15 protein-coding genes and 1 tRNA gene are annotated in these 17634 nt (G+C 64.1%); 7 read left to right on the forward strand and 9 right to left on the reverse strand.

Features of this window, described 5'->3' with window-relative positions; all coding sequences use genetic code 11:
- Positions 1-57 precede the first annotated feature (57 nt).
- The 4 genes from OU999_00080 to OU999_00095 form a co-directional block, all read right to left on the reverse strand.
- Entirely contained in the window at positions 58-1101 is a 1044-nt protein-coding gene (locus OU999_00080) for a DUF4424 family protein (protein WAC23631.1), read from the reverse strand.
- 4 nt (positions 1102-1105) lie between these two features.
- Entirely contained in the window at positions 1106-1528 is a 423-nt protein-coding gene (locus OU999_00085; GenBank protein WAC23632.1) for a hypothetical protein, read from the reverse strand.
- A 163-nt stretch (positions 1529-1691) separates the two neighbouring features.
- The gene (locus OU999_00090; GenBank protein ID WAC23633.1) at positions 1692-2543 is read right to left on the reverse strand and encodes a hypothetical protein; all 852 of its coding nucleotides are present in this window, start codon (positions 2541-2543) and stop codon (positions 1692-1694) included.
- A gap of 228 nt (positions 2544-2771) precedes the next feature.
- On the reverse strand, positions 2772-7151 hold the full coding sequence (locus tag OU999_00095) for a response regulator (protein WAC23634.1): 4380 nt from the start codon (positions 7149-7151) through the stop codon (positions 2772-2774).
- A gap of 175 nt (positions 7152-7326) precedes the next feature.
- On the opposite strand from OU999_00095, the gene OU999_00100 reads away from it, so the two are divergent.
- Positions 7327-7695: a response regulator gene (locus tag OU999_00100; GenBank protein ID WAC23635.1), complete on the forward strand. Its 369-nt coding sequence runs from the start codon at positions 7327-7329 to the stop codon at positions 7693-7695.
- Positions 7696-7751: 56 nt separating this feature from the next.
- Here OU999_00100 and OU999_00105 read toward each other — a convergent pair whose 3' ends face one another.
- Both OU999_00105 and OU999_00110 read right to left on the reverse strand, forming a co-directional pair.
- Complete coding sequence (locus tag OU999_00105; GenBank protein WAC23636.1) at positions 7752-8711, reverse strand: L,D-transpeptidase; 960 nt, start codon at positions 8709-8711, stop codon at positions 7752-7754.
- The gene (locus tag OU999_00110; GenBank protein ID WAC23637.1) at positions 8708-9238 is read right to left on the reverse strand and encodes a GNAT family N-acetyltransferase; all 531 of its coding nucleotides are present in this window, start codon (positions 9236-9238) and stop codon (positions 8708-8710) included. Before OU999_00110 ends, OU999_00105 begins: the two co-directional genes overlap by 4 nt.
- A gap of 196 nt (positions 9239-9434) precedes the next feature.
- On the opposite strand from OU999_00110, the gene OU999_00115 reads away from it, so the two are divergent.
- Positions 9435-10043: a murein L,D-transpeptidase catalytic domain family protein gene (locus OU999_00115; protein ID WAC23638.1), complete on the forward strand. Its 609-nt coding sequence runs from the start codon at positions 9435-9437 to the stop codon at positions 10041-10043.
- 355 nt (positions 10044-10398) lie between these two features.
- Here OU999_00115 and OU999_00120 read toward each other — a convergent pair.
- Positions 10399-10473, reverse strand: a tRNA-Gln gene (locus tag OU999_00120).
- 117 nt (positions 10474-10590) lie between these two features.
- Complete coding sequence (locus OU999_00125; protein ID WAC23639.1) at positions 10591-11676, reverse strand: branched-chain amino acid aminotransferase; 1086 nt, start codon at positions 11674-11676, stop codon at positions 10591-10593.
- Between the two features lie 109 nt (positions 11677-11785).
- Between OU999_00125 and OU999_00130 the strand changes: the two genes are divergently transcribed.
- The 5 genes from OU999_00130 (at position 11786) to OU999_00150 (ending at position 16860) form a co-directional block, all read left to right on the forward strand.
- On the forward strand, positions 11786-12292 hold the full coding sequence (locus OU999_00130; protein ID WAC23640.1) for a MarR family transcriptional regulator: 507 nt from the start codon (positions 11786-11788) through the stop codon (positions 12290-12292).
- 126 nt (positions 12293-12418) lie between these two features.
- Positions 12419-13441, forward strand: coding sequence for an NADP-dependent oxidoreductase (locus tag OU999_00135; GenBank protein ID WAC23641.1), 1023 nt, complete (start codon positions 12419-12421; stop codon positions 13439-13441).
- On the forward strand, positions 13441-14253 hold the full coding sequence (locus OU999_00140) for an enoyl-CoA hydratase/isomerase family protein (protein ID WAC23642.1): 813 nt from the start codon (positions 13441-13443) through the stop codon (positions 14251-14253). Before OU999_00135 ends, OU999_00140 begins: the two co-directional genes overlap by 1 nt.
- Before the next feature lie 130 nt (positions 14254-14383).
- Entirely contained in the window at positions 14384-15550 is a 1167-nt protein-coding gene (locus tag OU999_00145; GenBank protein WAC23643.1) for an acyl-CoA/acyl-ACP dehydrogenase, read from the forward strand.
- A gap of 140 nt (positions 15551-15690) precedes the next feature.
- Complete coding sequence (locus OU999_00150; protein ID WAC25310.1) at positions 15691-16860, forward strand: acyl-CoA dehydrogenase family protein; 1170 nt, start codon at positions 15691-15693, stop codon at positions 16858-16860.
- A gap of 193 nt (positions 16861-17053) precedes the next feature.
- Here the strand turns inward: OU999_00150 and OU999_00155 are convergent, their stop codons facing one another.
- A complete protein-coding gene (locus tag OU999_00155; protein WAC23644.1) occupies positions 17054-17557 on the reverse strand; it encodes a sterol desaturase family protein in 504 nt (167 codons plus the stop codon).
- Between the last annotated feature and the right edge of the window lie 77 nt (positions 17558-17634).

A 17634-nucleotide genomic window follows, 5' to 3' on the forward strand; every position in this document is an offset into this window, starting at 1 on the left:
CCTGCGACCACAAGTTCGCCAGAACGCGCAGCAGGGGCAGCGTTCGGCGGTCAGCGGTCAGCGGCCCTCGCCATTGACGATGAACTCCACCAGGAACACGTCCAGATCACGCGTGGGTTCGAAATTCGTCCTGACCACCTCGAACTGGGTCGGGCTGATCTTCTTCACGCCGTCCATGCAGAAGCTGACAAGATTTTCCGGCCGGCCCTTGTCGACCACCAGCCGGAAGTTCCGGATCGGCCCGAGCCAGTTCGCCCCGGTTTTCAGCACATAGCCGAACCATGTCTGCACGGGGGTTATGTCGGGGTCGGGCTCTGCATTGGCCTTGCCGCCATAGACGCGCCGGTCATAGGCCGCCAGGAACGCCGGGTCGATGCAATAGGGCGCTGCCAGTCCGTCGGGTCCTTTGAGCGCCATCTCGCGATAGTCGCGGTTGAGCGATCCGCTGGCCGATCCGCCGACCATCGGCCGATAGCTGTGCTCGACCGTGACCTTCGATCCGGGCGGAAAAGTCTGGAAACGGGTGACATGCGTCTGCACCACCCAGCCGGGCCGCAGGTTGCGCACCGCGCCGCCGCCGCTTTCGGCATCGTCGATCAGAATGCCTTCTGCCACCAGCGCGCTCGCCACCTGATCGGGCAGGGCGTTGAGCCTGGCGGACAGGCCCTCGTCGCGCCAGTGGAGCACCGGATAGCCGAGCTGCTTGAGCCGCGCCTCGACCGATTTTCCGCGCACCATCGGCACGTCATAACGTTCCAGCGGGGCAGGCTTGCTATCGATCAGCGTCTGGAAGTCGAGCTGGCTCCAGTCCTGATACATTCCGGTGTCCTGCGCCTCTTCCAGCTCGCGCTCGCTTGGTACCGGCAGAGGGAACGAGATCATCAGGTGCTCGGCCTGCGAGCTGTTATTGGCGAAGACATAGCGGACCCTGACCCGCGTTTCGGAGAGATACAGGTCCTCGCTCTCCATCTCGACGGCGGCCGAAGGTGACAGCTCCAGCCCGCCCAGATTGACTGCGGCGACGGTGTCGTTGGCGCGCAGTCCTTCCGTTGCCCCGAGGGCGACAAGGCTGGCGCATAGCCATGCAAAATGCCGTTTCATGGCCTTACTCCGCTGCTGGATCGTTTTGGGTGGGCGCGCCGACGGTAAATTCATAGACGGTGGAGAGCGACTGGCCGTTATCGACCGGCTGCGCCATGACCTGGATGCGATAGGTTCCATCGCGGGTGATCGGCTGCTGCAACGGAAATACGAAGCTGCGCGCGCGGATATAGGCACCGCCGGTCTGGAACAGCACATAGCGCTCCTCGCGCTCCTCGAAGATCTTCACCATCTGCACGTTGAACAGATGGACGTCGTCCGCAAATTCGAAGCGCAATTCGGTCACCGGAACACTCGCGGCGGTGTTTTCCGCCGGGCTGACCTGCACCAGCACCGGGGCTGGCAATTCGGCCAGGGCAGGGCCCGCCATCAGCGCGGACAGGGCAAGCATAAGGCCTGCAGGCACCAGGTGTCTGGGCATGATCATGGGCATTGGTCCCTTCAGCATGGGCATGAAATGGTGATCGGGTGTGCGCCGCACAGCCATTGGCCATGCGGCGCACGGGGTACCGGATGGTGGCCGGCTAGCCTTTCGCAGCCATCATCCGCATGATGAGTTCACGGTCGGGTTGAACTCAGCATTCGGGCATTCAGCATCCCTTTTTCTTCTTCTTGGCCGCGCCAAGCGCTGCGCCTGCCAGTGCGCCCATTGCCTGGCCCTTGCGTCCGGCAACCGCGCCGCCGATCGCAGCGCCCTGCGCCGCTTCGGTATCGCACGACTTTTGCGGCAGATCGGCGTTGCCCGTGGCGGTGGCCACCGCGGCTTCGGGCTCATCCCTCACCGGCGCATCGCCGAAGAGCTTGCGATGGACCGGGGTGAGCAGCTTTTCATCGAGATCATTGCCCGCGAACGTTGCCACGACCACCCCGCGATTGTGCGCGTACATCGTGTTGTAATCGCGCAATGCCGCCCCCCGGATCCGCCCGGCGTCGATGGTTTCATAGTTCGACGTGCACCATTTGCCCCATTCGTCGACCTCGCCCGCCGCGCAGGCCTTGCCGGTCTTGGCGCGCGACGATGTCGGCTGGCTGAGCGTGGTGACGCAGGTCAGCCCGTCGCCGGTGGTAAACCATCCGGTGGGGCAACGATCGGCCTTGCTCTGCTTGGTCAACGGATCGGTGGTGCCCTTTTGCACATAGACCGGCGGTGCCTTCTCGCACCACGAGGTGCCGGTATTATACCCCGGGCGGCACGCCTCTCCGCCCTTGCGCCGATAGACTTCGCGCGCGTTCGATCCGGTGGGATAGCAGGTTTCGGTATTGATGCGGCTGTTGACCGCCGGCGCATAAGACCAGCCTGCCGGGCAGGACGCGCCTTCGCTCGCCACCGGGCTCAGCCCGCTCTGGGCAGAGGCAGGTGCGACGGGTGTCACAGCAGCAACGGCGGCGACGAGCGCCAGATGCGGAAGGCGCTGCGCGGCACCGGCCAGGCTGAATTTCATGATCATTCCCCTCAATGCTCCGGCTGCCGATAACCGGGGCAGCCTGTGTGAGGGGCATGCGGCAACCGCAGCGCGGCCGATACACCATGCGTCATGCTACCATATCATGGGATAGGCGCGGTACGTTGGGGGCAGGGTCAGCCCTGGCACGGCGCGGAAAACGGCGATGACCCGGGCCATGCAGGCGGCGATCCAGCGCGGATGCCGCGGCCGGCGTCAGGCCTTCTGTCAGGTCGGCGAAGGCGCGCCTGCTGCCAGAACCAGCCGGGCCAGCGCCGGCAGGGAGGATGCGCCGGTCTTGCGCATGATGGATGCGCGGTGATTTTCCACCGTCCGCTGGCTGATGTGCAGGTCGGCGGCGATATTCTTGCTGGGGTGGCCGGCCAGGACCATTTCCATCACTTGATGCTGGCGCGGCGTCAGCCCTTTGAGGTGCCCGATGGCATCGGCCTGCCAGTCCGCCAGTCTCGCTGAATCCCGCGACAGTTCCAGCGCGCGATTGATGCTGGCCATCAGCGCATCGCGGGCCACAGGCTTTTCGATAAAGTCGATCGCGCCAACCTTCATCGCTTCGACCGCCATGGGAACGGCGCTGCTGCCGGTGATCATGATCGCCGGCAGGTGATGGCCTTCGGCCTTGAGGCGGCGGAGCAAGGCGATGCCGTCAATACCGGGAAGATACGCATCGATCAGCAGGCAGGCCTGGCCGCCTGGCCGAAAGGTTTCGAGAAAGGCCTCGCACGTGCCGAAATCCGCGACACGGTGCCCCTGCAGTTCGACCAGGTCGCGCAAGGCGAGCCGCACGCTGCTGTCGTCGTCGACGATATAGATGGTTGCCGCGTCGGAGGAAGCGGCGGGCGAGGGAACGACGGGCGAGGAAACAACTGGCTGTGCGTTGCTGGCGGGTGGGAGCAAGGCCTGGATCGCCTGGACCATGGTATCGAATTTTACCGGCTTGTTGAGCTGCAGGCACCCCCGCGCCGCGACATCGCGCAGGGTCGTGGTCGATATGTCGCCGGTCAGGATGATCGCTGGAAGCGCTTCTCCCAGCATCTTGCGCAGCCCGGCCACAAGCCGCAGGCCATCCATCCCGCCAGGCAGATTGTAATCCGTCAGCACAAGCGCCGGAAGGCAGGCGCCGGATGCAACCATATCCTGCGCTGCCCTGGCATCTGCGGCGGTTGCGATGCGATAGCCCTGTTCGCCCAGAAGCTGGGCCAGCAGATCGCGCAGATCGGGATCATCATCGACGATGAGAATGGACGCGCTGCCTGCCTTGCCTGGCGCAGGCAGTGGCTGGTCCAGCCGCGCCCCACCCGGTGGAGCGGGCGGAGCCGTGATCCTCGCCGCTGCGACTTCGATCGAGAATACCGACCCTTTTCTGGGCGTCGATCGCACGGCGACCCTGTGGTCCAGCAGGACACCCAGCCGCTGTACGATCGACAGCCCCAGGCCCAGCCCCAGGCTGCGCTCGCGCGCGGCATTGTCGAGCTGGTGATATTCATCAAAGATCGCTTCAAGCTGCGATGCCGCGATACCGACGCCGGTATCCCAGACTTCCAGACGCAACATGTCGCCTTGCTGCCTGCAGCCAAGCAATATCTTGCCGCGCTGGGTATATTTGAGAGCGTTGGAAACCAGGTTGCGCAGCATCTGCGCGATCATCGCCGGGTCGCTGTGCAGCACCCGGCTGCTGTGCACCATCCGCAGGTCAAGCTTTTGCGCCTGGGCCTGATCGACGAATTCCCCAGCGACTTGCCGCATCAGATCGCCGATGACGAAATCGACCGGACGGGGCTGGACGATCCCCGCCTCGATCTGGTTGATGTCCAGCATCGTGTTGAGCATGCCCGACATCGTGGTGAGCGTCTGCTCCAGTCTCCCCAGCAGGGTCTGCGCGCTTTCATCCTTCACCTTGGCAAGCAACAGGCCCTGCAGCAGCGCGAGCGATTGCAGCGGCTGGCGCAGATCATGGCTGGCAGCGGCGAGAAAGCGCGATTTGGCAAGATTGGCCTGTTCGGCCTCGCGCTTGGCCGCTTCGAGCGCGCTGCGCGAACTCTTCTTCTCGGTGATGTTGGTGAAGGTGATCACGACACCCTCCACGCCGTCCGTGTCGGTCCGATAAGGCAGGATGTGCCGCATGAACCAGATGTCGCCGGACGCTTCCACCTCGCAGTCGCGCCCCTTGCTGTCATGCAGGACAGCGCGAGCGTCATCGGCAAGCGCGGGATCGGAAAACAGGGTGCGCAGGTCTGACAGGGGCCGCCCGATATCGCCGGGGATCAAGTGGAACAGGGCCGTGGTGGCCGGGGTGAAGAAGCGGATGTTCAGATGGGCGTCGAGAAACAATGTGGCGACATCGGTGCTGTAGAGCACATTCTGGAGGTCATTCGATGTTGTGCGCTGGCGTTCGAGCGTTTCCTGCAGCTGGCTGTTGAGCGCGGTCAACTCCTCGTTGAGCGATTGCAGTTCTTCCTTGGAGGTGAGCAGCTCCTCATTGGTCGACTGATATTCCTCGTTGACCGACAGCGCCTCTTCACTGACCGCGCGATGCTCCTCGTCGAACACCGCGAGGTCGTGCAGGGCTGCCGACAATTCGGTGCGCGCAAGATCAAGTTCGGTTTCCAGCTCTGCCACAGCTGGGCGATCGGCAGCCGCGGGTGCGGTGCCGGCCTTGGGCATAGGGCCGTGACGGTCGATAAAGGCGATCAGCAGCAGCTCTTCGCCGTCATGCATGACGAGACGGACGTCGAGGTCGAAAGGGATCGACACGCCATCGCGCTTTGCACGGCCACCAGCAGCGACGCGGTGCGGGGTTGCGCGATCGACGCTTTCAATCGCGGCGCGAAGCTTGCCGCGCAGGCCGGGGGCGGCCATCGCCAGCAGACTGTGGGTGGGATAGCCCGGCGGAACCCGCAAATATCGCTCGGTCGCGCCCAGCGAGTAGATGCAGTCGTACCGGCGATTGATCAGCACTGCAGTGGGGGCCAGCCGCTCCAGCACCAGCCGGCGGCACAGCTCGGCCAAGATCGGCTGTCGTGCCGTCGCTTCTGCCTGTTCCGCAGCCGTCAAGGGCTGCTTGCCATCGCGTGGATGGCGTGAAAACAGAAAGGTGCCAGGCCTGCTCTTGCCGATCTGCCGGTATATCCGCTCGGCCTTGGCGATCGGCGTGAACTGTCCTTGGGCGTGACCGATCGTCTCCGATGTGCCCAGCACCAGCGTGCCGCCGGGAACCAGGGCAAAATGAAAAAGCCCGATGGCCTTGGCCTGGGCATCAGGGCCGAGGTAGATCATGAGATTGCGACATGACACCAGATCGATCCGGGAAAATGGCGGGTCGGCCAGCAGGTCCTGCACCGAAAAGACAATGTCCGCCCGCAATTCAGGAACCAGGCTATAGCCCGACCGATCCTTGCAGAAGAACCGCGCCAACCGATCTTGCGACACATCTTGCGCTATGCTGTCGGGATAATGGCCCGCGCGGGCAATAGCCACCGCATCAGCATCGACGTCTGACGCGAGCACGCACAATTTGATCGTCCGCCCGGACGCTGCGATCCCCTCGGTAAAGACCATGGCGAGCGAATAGGCTTCCTCGCCGGTGCTGCACCCTGCAACCCATAGGCGCAAGGGTTCGCCCTCGGGATGCTGGTCGACGATGTGCGGCACGATGGTCGTTGCAAGCAGATCAAAGACATGGGCGTCGCGGAAGAAGCTGGTGACGTTGATCAGCATGTCGCTCGCAAGCAGGTCGCGTTCTGCAGGCTCCCTGTCCAGCATCGCCAGATAACGCGCCCTTTCCTTCAGGGGGATGGATGCCAATGCCATCCGGCGTTCGATCCTGCGATGCAGGGTGCCCATCTTGTAATGGGTGAAATCATGACCGGTCTTCTGGCGCAGCAGATCGATGATGTCAGCAAGCGATGCAGCCTGTGTGTCCGCCTCCGGACCGGCCTTGCCCGCGGGGTCCCTGAAATGTTCGAGAAGCGCCATGGGCATCGCAGCCACGGACAGAACCCGGTTCACATGGCCTCCGGCGGCAGCGCTTTGCGGCATGGCGTCGTACTCAGCCTCTGCGAGATCCTGGACCATGACATAGCCGCCATGCTGACGGATTGCCTCGATGCCCTTGGTTCCGTCGGTACCGGTCCCGGACAGAACGATGCCCGCAGCACGCAAGCCCAGGTCCTGGGCCATGGTTTCAAACAGAAAGTCGATCGGCATTCTCGTGCCATGCGGCACCACGGGCTTTTGCAGGTGGAGCGCGCCACCGACGACGGAAAGATACTGCCCTGCCGGAATGACATAGATATGGTCGGGCGCCAGGATGGTCCGCTCGCTCGCTTCGGCGATGGGCAATGTGCTGTGCTGTGCCAGAAGGCTTGCCAGCAGGCTGTCGTGGTGCGGATCGAGATGCTGGACCAGGATGTAAGCAAGGCCGCCATCCACCGGCAAAGCCTCTACCAGGCGGGTCAGCGCATGCAGACCGCCTGCCGAAGCGCCAATGCCGACAACCGGAAAGCCGCCAGCCCGGGCCGGAACAGCGACTTCAGAAGATACCGGTGCGTCAGCCTGCGGCGTTTCTGGGTGGGGATGTATTTCTGGCACAAGGCAAGACCTTCCGAACGAGGGCTGCCTTTGCGCTGACAGAAGCGTCGTCCCTAACATGTCCGCCCAAAGCTGTCGATGCAGCCAGGTGCTGGGTAGTTTCCGATGCTGCTTTCTCCGCGGGTGCCCGTGCTAAGCCTCGGTGTCGATCGAGGATGATCGAGGGGAGAGCATCATGGATCCGGCCGTTCGCGTGCTGATTGTCGAAGACGAAGTATTGATCGCCATGCTGCTCACCGAATTGGTCGAGCAGCTGGGCTGCAGCGTGTGCGACGTGGCGGCGACCGAGGCGGGCGCGGTGGCCATGGCACGGGCGTACGAGCCCGGCCTGATCATCGTCGATGCCGGCCTGCACGAAGGCAGCGGCGTCTCCGCAATGAACACCATCTTGGAGCAGGGCTTTGTCCCGCACATATATGTCACCGGAGACAAGCACCTTGTCCGGACTCTGGCGGGGCAGGCGATCGTGCTGGAAAAGCCGTTCTTCGCGCGGGACCTGTCAAACGGCATCGAACGGGCGCTGGCTGCTGCGGATGGGCCTTGACCTGCAGAAGGACCGGTCGCGGCGGCGCCTGTCTGGAAGGCCAGCGCCTCGGCAGGTCACGGATCCTCGCCGGTGAGTATGGTCATCGCCTTGCCCGTGCCGGAGCTTCGCATGGAATCGCGCGTGATCAGCAGGGTGGTGCCTGGACCGATGACGCTGCGGATATGCTGCCGAAAGGCATCGGGAAAATGTCCGCGCGCGCTTTCCTGCGGCGTCATTTCGGCCGCGCTGGCGCGTGCGGTGCCCGGCAGTGGCAACCGCAGCCAATGGGGGCCCTCGGTATCGACCCGGTCCAGCGTGAAGGCCTCGGTACGGGTCACGGGGCCGTCGATGGCGATTGCGCTCGATCCGATTTCGATGCCGTTGCGCAAGACGACGATGCGCCGATCGCGTCCGCTGACCATGATCGAGACCGGGCCGGCGGGCGAATTGCCGGGTTGCCAGCGAAACCTGGCCTCGCGGCTGCGGTCATCATCCGGCCGGTTGTCGAGCAGGCCCGGTGCTGCGGTCATTTCAGGGGCCAGCGGATCGTCGGTAATGACCACCGTAAGCCCAAGGTCGGTCACGCCGAACAGCAGCTTGGCAAAGGGCAGCGGCAGCCGGATGCAGCCGTGCGATGCGGGATAGCCTGGCAGGTTTCCGGCGTGCATGGCGATCCCGTCCCAGGTCAACCGCTGCATCATCGGCATCAGCGCATTGCTGTACAGGTTGGACCGGTGCTTTTCCGCCTTTTGCAGGATCACGAAAATCCCCGTGGGGGTCTCATGTCCCTTGGCTCCGGTCGAAACAGTCGACACGCCGATCGGCAGGCCATTGCGGTACACATAGGCCCGCTGGGCGGTGAGGCTGATGATGATCGTCACCGGTCCTTCTGGTGCAATCGCCGGGGCCCAGAGGAACTCGCCGGGCTTGAGCGCTTCGATGGCGCCATCGGTGGCGATCGATGGCGTCTGGGCCTGCAGCGGTGCACCGGGGGTGAGCACCAGAAGCGCCAGCGCCGTGAGGGCGCGTCTCATGCGGGGTTCAACTGCTTCTCGACCAGCACGAGGGTTGCGTCCCCCGGATAGGACCGGGCGGTAAATCCCATCTGGCGTTCCATGTCGATGGCCCCATGGTTGGCGCGGTTCTCGATGGATTGCAGCACCTTGAGCCCCTTTGCCTTGGCATAGCCAGCCACATGGCCGAGCAATTCCCAGCTGACGCCGCGCGCCTTGTAGTCGGAACGGATGGAGATGGCGACCTCGCCTGTCTGCATCGCTGCATCGCAGGCCAGCATGGCCGTCGCGATGATCTCCGCACCGTCATCGACAAAGGCGAGGAAGTTTTCGGTCAGGCGATGGTCGATATCGGTCATCGCAACGAGCTGGTCATGGCGCACGGTATTGAGCGCCGTCAGGAACCGGAAGCGCAGATCGTCGGGCGCGACATGCGTAAAGAACTCAGCGAGCAGGGCCTCATCAGACGCTTGGGCAGGGCGCACCGTGAAGCAAAATCCGGTATGCGTCGTCATCACCTGATTCAATGTATCCGTATCGGTCGGCATGGGTGTCCATCCAGTCTGTGGGCGGGTGGCATGATCGCTCGCGCGTGATCATGGCAGGTTGCTGGCCGAGCAACAGGGTCGGAAACTACGCATGCGGGTGGATCAACCGCCCGGACAGCGCCAGCCCGCACTGCAAACGCGCCCGCAGGAGCATCCGGCATTAGGTCATCGCGTCCAGCGGGCCTAATGTGCCTTCATGACAACAGACATTTCGCGGCGGCAGTTCATCAGCAGCGGCGCGGCGGCATCAGTGCTGGCGTCGGGCGGAGCAGCATTTGCCCTCCCATCGCTTCCGGCCCTCTCGCCTGCAGTCAGACGCCAGGCGCTCGCAGCGCTCGAACAGCACCGGGCTCGGCTGATGCATGTCGACCGGATCGGCATCGTCGATTTCACCTGGCCGTCCTCGGCACCGCGCCTGTTCATCCTTGATGTCGCATCAGGGACCAGCCAGCCGCACCTTGTCGCCCATGGCCGGGGATCGGACCCGACGCATACCGGCTGGGCCTTGCGCTTTTCGAACGAACCTGGATCGCTCGCCTCGTCCAGCGGAGCCTTTGCCACGGGGGCCGAATATACCGGCAAGCATGGCCGGTCGATGCGGTTGAGCGGGCTTGATCCGGAAAACGGCAATGCAGAAAGCCGCGCCATCGTCGTCCATGCCGCGGCCTATGTCGGTCCGGAGATTGTCGCCAGCACTGGCAAGCTGGGCCGCAGCCTGGGGTGCTTTGCGGTCTCTCCGGCCAGCCTGGGCGCGGTGCTGGAAGGTCTGGGGACCGGAAGGCTGATCTACGCCGCAAAGGGCTAGCCTGGCTGGCGCGGTTCGGATGCGCATGGGGAGTTTCCGACGGCTTTGGCGCGGCGAAGCTGCGTTTGCCGCAAGGCCGTGCTGTACCGCACAGACCCGCGAAGGCATCGGCAATATCGAGAACTGCGCACGCTGCCATCCTGGCGAGGCCAACGATGGGAAAGCACATGACCAGGCCGTGAAGCTGGGCGCGATTAGGGTGATATCGCGTCGATGAAGGGCCATGCCTCATGGGCTCCGAGCGAGGACGGATCATGATGCTGTCGCTTGGCCAGCCCACGGCTCCATGCTCGTAGCCCGTTATTTGAAGCTCAGGCTTTTTTGAATTTTGGTGCTTTGAGCCAATCTGAGAGGCTGGCTGGGGTGGCAGGATTCGAACCTGCGAATGCCGGTACCAAAAACCGGTGCCTTACCACTTGGCGACACCCCAATGCCCTGCTTCGGGCGCTTGCCGACCATGGGTCGGGCTAGCGCGGGAGCGGCCTATATACGGAAAAGGCGCGGGCCGCCAAGCGCCTTTTTGGGGCGACGCGCGGCCTGCGGAAACTCAGCCGATGCGGTGGACCCAGCCATGCGGGTCGGCGGCATCGCCGCGCTGGATCGATACCAGGGCAGAGCGCAGGCTGGCCGTGACCGGGCCCGACTGGTTGCCGCCGATGGTGAAGCTGCCTTGCGGTGATTTCACCGTGCCGACCGGAGTGACGACCGCCGCGGTGCCGCAGGCGAAGGTCTCGCGCAGCTTGCCGCTTTCCGCATCCGCCTGCCACTGGTCGATCGAATAGGGCTGTTCGGTGACGGTCAGGCCCTGCGCGCGCGCCAGATCGATGATCGAGCTGCGGGTGATGCCGGGCAGGATCGTGCCGGTCAGCGGCGGGGTGATGATGCTGCCATCCTCGAACACGAAGAACAGGTTCATGCCCCCCAGCTCCTCGACCCATTTATGCTCGGCCGCATCGAGGAACACGACCTGGTCGCAGCCTTGCGCGGTCGCCTCTGCCTGGGCAACGAGGCTGGCGGCATAATTGCCGCCGCACTTGGCAGCGCCCGTGCCGCCGGGCGCGGCGCGGGTGTAATGCTGCGACACCCAGATCGTCACCGGCGCGATGCCGCCCTTGAAATAAGCACCCACCGGCGAGGCGATGGTGATGAACAGATATTGCTTGGCCGGGCGCACGCCGAGAAACACTTCGCTCGCGAACATGAACGGCCGCAGGTACAGCGCGCCGCCTTCCACCTTGGGGAACCATTCGGAATCGATCCGAACCAGCTGCTCGACCGATTCGATGAACAGATCATTGGGCACATGCGGCATCGCCATGCGCGTTGCGGATTCGTTGAAGCGGCGCGCATTGGCATCGGGGCGGAACAGCGCGGTGCTGCCGTCGGACAGCTTGTACGCCTTCATCCCCTCGAAGATTTCCTGCGCATAATGCAGCACCGAAGAGGCGGGATCCATCGGGATCGGCGCGCGCGCGGTCACCCTGGCATCGTACCAGCCGCCCTCGGCCTCGTCATAGCGCACCACCACCATGTGATCGGTGAACAGCTTGCCGAAACCGGGATCGACCAGGGCCGCATCGCGCGCATCGGCAGGCGTGGGATTGGTCGTCGGTTCGATCGCGAAAGGCAGCATGTCATCCCCTCAAGGTGCAAGGATTGAAACTGGTATGTGCGTCCCGGCGGCTGGCCTTGCTGCAACGCGGGCTTGCCAAGACCTAATCTCGCTGGCAATCAAGGTCAACATGCCTGTCCCATCTTCCCCCTCGGCTTCCGCGCTTTTCCTGCGCGAGGATGAAATCCGCCATGGCGTGGAGCTGCTGTTCTTCGGCTATACCCGGCTGACCAAGTCGATCGACGACCAGCTCGCCGTCCAGGGGCTGGGCCGTGCGCACCACCGGGCGCTGTATTTCATCGCGCGCAATCCCGACCTCACGGTAAGTCAGTTGCTGCGCGCGCTGGCCATCACCAAGCAGTCGCTTGGCCGGGTGCTGACCGAATTGCAGCGCCGCGATCTGATCGAGACCCGCAGCGGCGAGACCGATCGGCGGCAGAAGCTGCTGCGGCTGACGCCTGCGGGTGCTACGCTGGAAGCCGAGCTGTTCGATGCATTGCGCAGCCGGCTCTCCCAGGCCTATCGCCGGGCCGGGCAGGATTCGGTGACCGGCTTCTGGCGCGTGCTGGAAGGGCTGGTGCCCGATGCCGACCGCGCGCTGCTGGCCGAACTGGGTAATGATCGCCGCCCCGGCTGATCTCTCGACTTACGAGCCTGCCTGACGCGCCCGACTGACACGGATGTCAGCATTTCCGCTTTGCTAATGGTAGCGGTTATGCAATCAAGCCTGGAACGATAAAACAGGCAGGAGCGGGAAGAGGTCATGGCGACGATGCGCAGCGTGGTGCTGAAGGCACCGATCGATGGCCTGCCGCAGCCCGATGATTTTGCCATTGTCGAGCGGGAGATTCCCGCGCTCGAAGACCAGCAATTCCTGATCGAACACCGCATCGCCTCGGTCGATCCCGGCGTTCGTTCGCGATTGCATGCGACGGGCGCGAGCTATGCTCCGCCGATCCCGCCGGGTGGCACGATGGACGGGTTCATGGTCGGCATGGTCAGCGAAAGCCGCAATGCGCGCTTCCCGGTCGGCACCTGGGTCACCGGCAGTGGCGGCTGGACGACGCACAGCATCAGCAACGGGCGCGGCTATGTGATGCCGATCGCCGATAACGGCCTGCCGCGCACGCTCTGGCTGGGCGCGCTGGGCATTCCCGGCATGACGAGCTGGTTCGGGCTGAAGCGTGTCGGCGAAATGCGAGAAGGCGCGCATGTCCTGATCACCTCTGCAGCCGGCGTCGTCGGCGCGACCGCAGGCCAGCTCGCGCGTGCCTGGGGCGCGGCAAGCGTCACCGGCATCGCAGGCGGCCAGCAAAAATGCGACTGGCTGGTCGAGGCATGCGGCTTCGATGCGGCGATCGATTACAAGGCGACCGATGATCTTGGCGCGGCCATCGCGGCGGCCTGTCCCAAGGGCGTGGACATATTGTTCGACAATGTCGGCAATGCGATGATCGACACCGTGCTGCCGCTGATGCGCCTGAATGGCCATATCGTCATGTCGGGCCAGGTGGCCGACTATAATGTGCCGCAAGGCCAGCGTGTCGGCATCACCAATACCGGCGAGTTCATCGCCAAGCGCCTGACGATGCGTGGCATCCTGGTGTTCGACGACATCCCGCAGTTTTCCGAGGCGCAGGCCGCGATGGGCGCGATGATCGGCGATGGAAAGCTCATCTATCGCGAAGAGCTGTATGACGGATTGGAAGCGATGCCCGAGGCTTTCTGCGGGCTGTTCACCGGCGCCAGCTTTGGCCGCCGTCTGGTGCGAATGGGAGACTATTGATGAGCCACGATTTCCGCATCGAGGACCAGAACTATAGCCGCTTCACGTTCGAGCGCGACGGGCGGGTGCTGAAGGCAATCATTACGTCGGACCATCCGGTCAACGGCGTCGACGGGCCGATGCACGACGAGCTGGCGCGGGTGTTCACCGATCTGCAGCGCGACAGCGATAGCGACATCATCGTGCTGACCGCCAAGGGCAGGGCCTTTTGCGCGGGCGGCGATTTCGCGTGGTTCCAGCAACAGATCGACGATCCCGCGAGCTTCCGCGCAATCGCCTGGGACGCCAAGCGCATCGTCTCCAGCCTGCTCGAGATGGAAAAGCCGATATTGTGCCGGTTGAATGGCGCAGCGGCAGGGCTGGGCGCAACCATTGCGCTGCTGTGCGACATCATCGTCGCGGACGAAAGGGCGGTGATCGGCGATCCGCATGTCAAGGTCGGGCTGGTCGCTGGCGATGGCGGCGCGCTGATCTGGCCGCAGCTGATCGGCTATGCCAAGGCCAAGGAACTGCTGATGACGGGCGACATGCTGAGCGCCAGCGAGGCCAAGGACCTCGGGCTGATCAACCACGCGGTGCCGGGCGATCAGCTCGATGCCAAGCTCGGCGAGATCATCGCCAAGCTGCAGGGCAACCCGAAATGGGCGGTGCGCTGGACCAAGAGCGTGACCAACATTCCGCTGCGGGCATTGGCCGCGCAGATGATGGATGCGGCGATCGGCTGGGAGAGCGTCTCCAACTATCTCGGCGACCGGCGCGAGGCCGTGGCCGCGATGGCCGAGAAGCGCGCGCCGAAGCTGACGGGGGAGTGAGGATGAGCGCTTTGCATCGACCTTGCCGTTCTCCGGCGAAAGCCGGAGTCCAGGAGCGCCTGCAGTGCGATCTCTCTTCTGGATTCGGGCTTTCGCCGGAAAACGGATTGGCATGCGGGAGAGCGGACGCATGACCCTCCAGACTTTTACCGACGAGCCCGAGCATGTCTCCGCCCTGCGCGCGACGATCCAGCGGTTCATTGCCGACCATGCCCCGCGCGAGGCGCGCCAGGCCTGGGACAAGGCGGCGCACTGGCCGCGCGATGTCTATGGCAAGCTCAACGAACTGGGGCTGACCGCGCTCACCGTACCCGAGGAGTTTGGCGGGGCAGGGCAGGATCTGGTCGCCGCCATCGCGGTGATCGAGGAACTGGCGACCGCAGGGCCATGCCTTGCCGGTCCCTTCATTCATACCAGCTTCTATGGCGGCATGAACCTCAGCGAAAACGGGTCGCCCGAACAGAAGGCCGAATTCCTGCCGCGGCTGGCGAGGGGCGAGATGTTCTTCGCTTATGGCCTGTCCGAACCCAATGTTGGCGGCGACCTTGCCAGCGTCGAAACGCGCGCAGTGCGCGAGGGCGACGAGATTGTCATCAACGGTGCCAAGCGCTGGTGCACCGGTGCGGACTGGGCCGATTATATCTATTGCCTCGTGCGCTCGGGTCCTGCGGAAGAGCGCTATCGCAACCTCTCCTTCGTGCTGGTGCCGACCAGGGCGGCAGGCGTCACCATGCAGGATATCGAGCATGTCAACCTGCGCTATACGCACAGCCAGGACGTGTATTTCGACAATGTCCGGCTGCCCTTGAGCGCCATTGTCGGCGGCGAGGCGATGTGGAACCAGGGCTGGAAACTGCTTGCTGGCCGCGCGCTCGATGTCGAGAAGCTGGAAATCTCCGCCGTCGCGCTCGGCATCGCGCGCGCCGCGATCGACGAGGCCTGGGCCTATGCGCAGGAGCGGGTGCAGTTCGGCAAACCGATCAGCCAGCACCAGGCGATCCGCGCCAAGCTGGTCACCGCGCGCACCAAATGGCAGGCGGCGCGCCATCTGCTCTATCACGCCGCCTGGCTGGCGAACGAGGGGCGGCCCTGTTCGGTCGAGACCAGCATGGCCAAGCTGTTCGTCGCCGATACCGGGGTGGAAATCGCGCTCACCTGCCAGCAGGTGATGGGCTCCTATGCGCTCAGCGATGCCTATGAGATGGAGCGGCATGTCCGCGACCTGATGGGCATGCCGATTGTCGGCGGATCGAGCGACATGCAGCGCAACAATCTGGCGAGCCTGATGCGGTTGTAAGCCAAGCGCGGCGATGGTTTTCTCGTCACCCTGAACTTGTTTCAGGGCCCATTGTGCGTCTGGGCACGGATGGTGCGCATCGAGAAATGGGTCCTGAAACAAGTTCAGGATGACAGTTAGAGAAGGGGCGAAGGAACGTGATGCAACCACTCGAAAGCATTGAGCCGCTGGGCCATGCCATCGCCATGCTGCTGCCCGGCATTGCCGCGCGCGCGGACGAGATCGAGGCGACGCGGCACCTGCCTGCGGATATCGCGCAGTCCATGGCCAAGGCCGGCGCATTCAACATCCTGCGCCCCAAAAGCCTGGCCGGGCTGGAACTGACGCCGATGGACATGGTGGTGGTGCTCCACGCCATCGCCCGGGCCGAGGCGAGTGCGGGCTGGTGCGCTATGATCGGATCGACCACCGCGCTCAACGCTGCCTATCTCGCGCACGACGTCGCCAGGGAAATCTATGCCGACCCGCATTCGATCACCGGCGGGGTGTTCGCACCGATGGGCCGGGCGGATGACATGGGCGACCATTATGTCGTCTCGGGCCGCTGGCAATGGGGATCGGGCAGCGCCAATTGCGACTGGCTGTCGGGCGGCGCGATGGTGTTCAAGCAGGGCGAGTTGCAGCGCTTCGAAAACGGCGCGCCTTATCACCGGATGATGATCTTCCCGGCGGACCAGGCCGAGCTGCTCGATACCTGGCATGTGATGGGCATGAAGGGCACCGGCTCGGGCGACTTCACCGTCAAGGACATCATCGTCCCCAAGGAGCGCAGCGTCTCGCTGATCGCCGACAAGCCGGTGGAGCCGGGCGCGCTCTACCAGTTCCCGGTCTTCGGGCTGCTGGCCCTGGGCGTTGCTTCGGTCGCGCTTGGCAACGCCGCCGGTGCGCTCGACGAGATCGAGGCGCTGGCCAAGGCGAAGAAGCCGCAGGGCGGCCAGCGCAGCCTGGCCGAGCGCGGCGTGGTGCAGACCGAACTTATGCGCGCGCAGGCCAAGCTGGGCGGCGCGCAGGCCTATTTGCGCGAATGCGTCGAGGCGTGCTGGGCCGGTGCAACCGCGCGTGGCGAGCTATCGCCAGAGGAACGCGCGCTGCTGCGCCTTGCTGCGACCTATGCCACCGAAACCTCGGCAGAGGTTGCCAAGGCTGCCTTTACCATCGGCGGTGGCAGCGCGGTCTACATGACCAGCAACCTGCAACGCCGCTTCCGCGACGCTCATGTCGCAACCCAGCACATCGCGACAGCGAGCAGCGTCTATGAGCTGGTGGGCCGCGTTGCGCTGGGTCTGCCGACCGATATGGCGATGTTGTGACACATTGCGCCTCTCCCTTGATGGGAGAGGCAGCGAGACTTGGTGGCTTGCCACCTGGTCGCAGCGGTGAGGGTGATGGTGCGGCTGGGTGTAACAGCGCGGCGTGGCAGGCTTAGCTCAATCCGGAGAGATCACCCCCACCCAACCTCCCTCATCGATGGGGAGGGCTTTGGGTGTCTTTCAAAGACCCGGCTCAGCTCGCGCCGACCGAATCGCGGACCACGGCAATCCCTGCTTCGCGCTGGCGCTTGAGTTCCTGCTTCAGCTTGACCGGGTCTTCGGCGACGATGAAGCCGAAGCTCACTCCGCCCTCCTTGCCGATCGTGGCATGGTGCAGCTTGTGCGCCTGCACCAGCCGCTTGGCATATCCGCTCTTGGGTACCCAGCGGAAATAGCGCTGATGCACCAGCCCGTCATGGATAAGCGTGTAGATGGCACCATAGATCATCACGCCGATGCCCATCCAGGTGGCAGGCTCCCAAAGCCAGGCCCCGATGATGAACAGGCTGATCGAGAGGGCGGAGCCGACAATGGCGTACAGGTCGTTCTTCTCGAACATATTGTTGTGCGGCTCATGATGGTCGCGGTGCCAGCCCCAGCCCCAGCCATGCATCACATATTTGTGGCTCCACCACGCCACGAATTCCATGAACGCGACAGAGGCAATCACGATACCGAAGTTGATCAGGGCTTGCATCGCTCAAGAATAGGCGCATTCGCTGGCCGATTGAAGAGGGCATATAGTCCCGGTTGCAAAAGCAACCAAATCTGCGC

The sequence above is a fragment of the Blastomonas sp. SL216 genome (assembly GCA_026625625.1).
Lineage (GTDB): Bacteria > Pseudomonadota > Alphaproteobacteria > Sphingomonadales > Sphingomonadaceae > Blastomonas.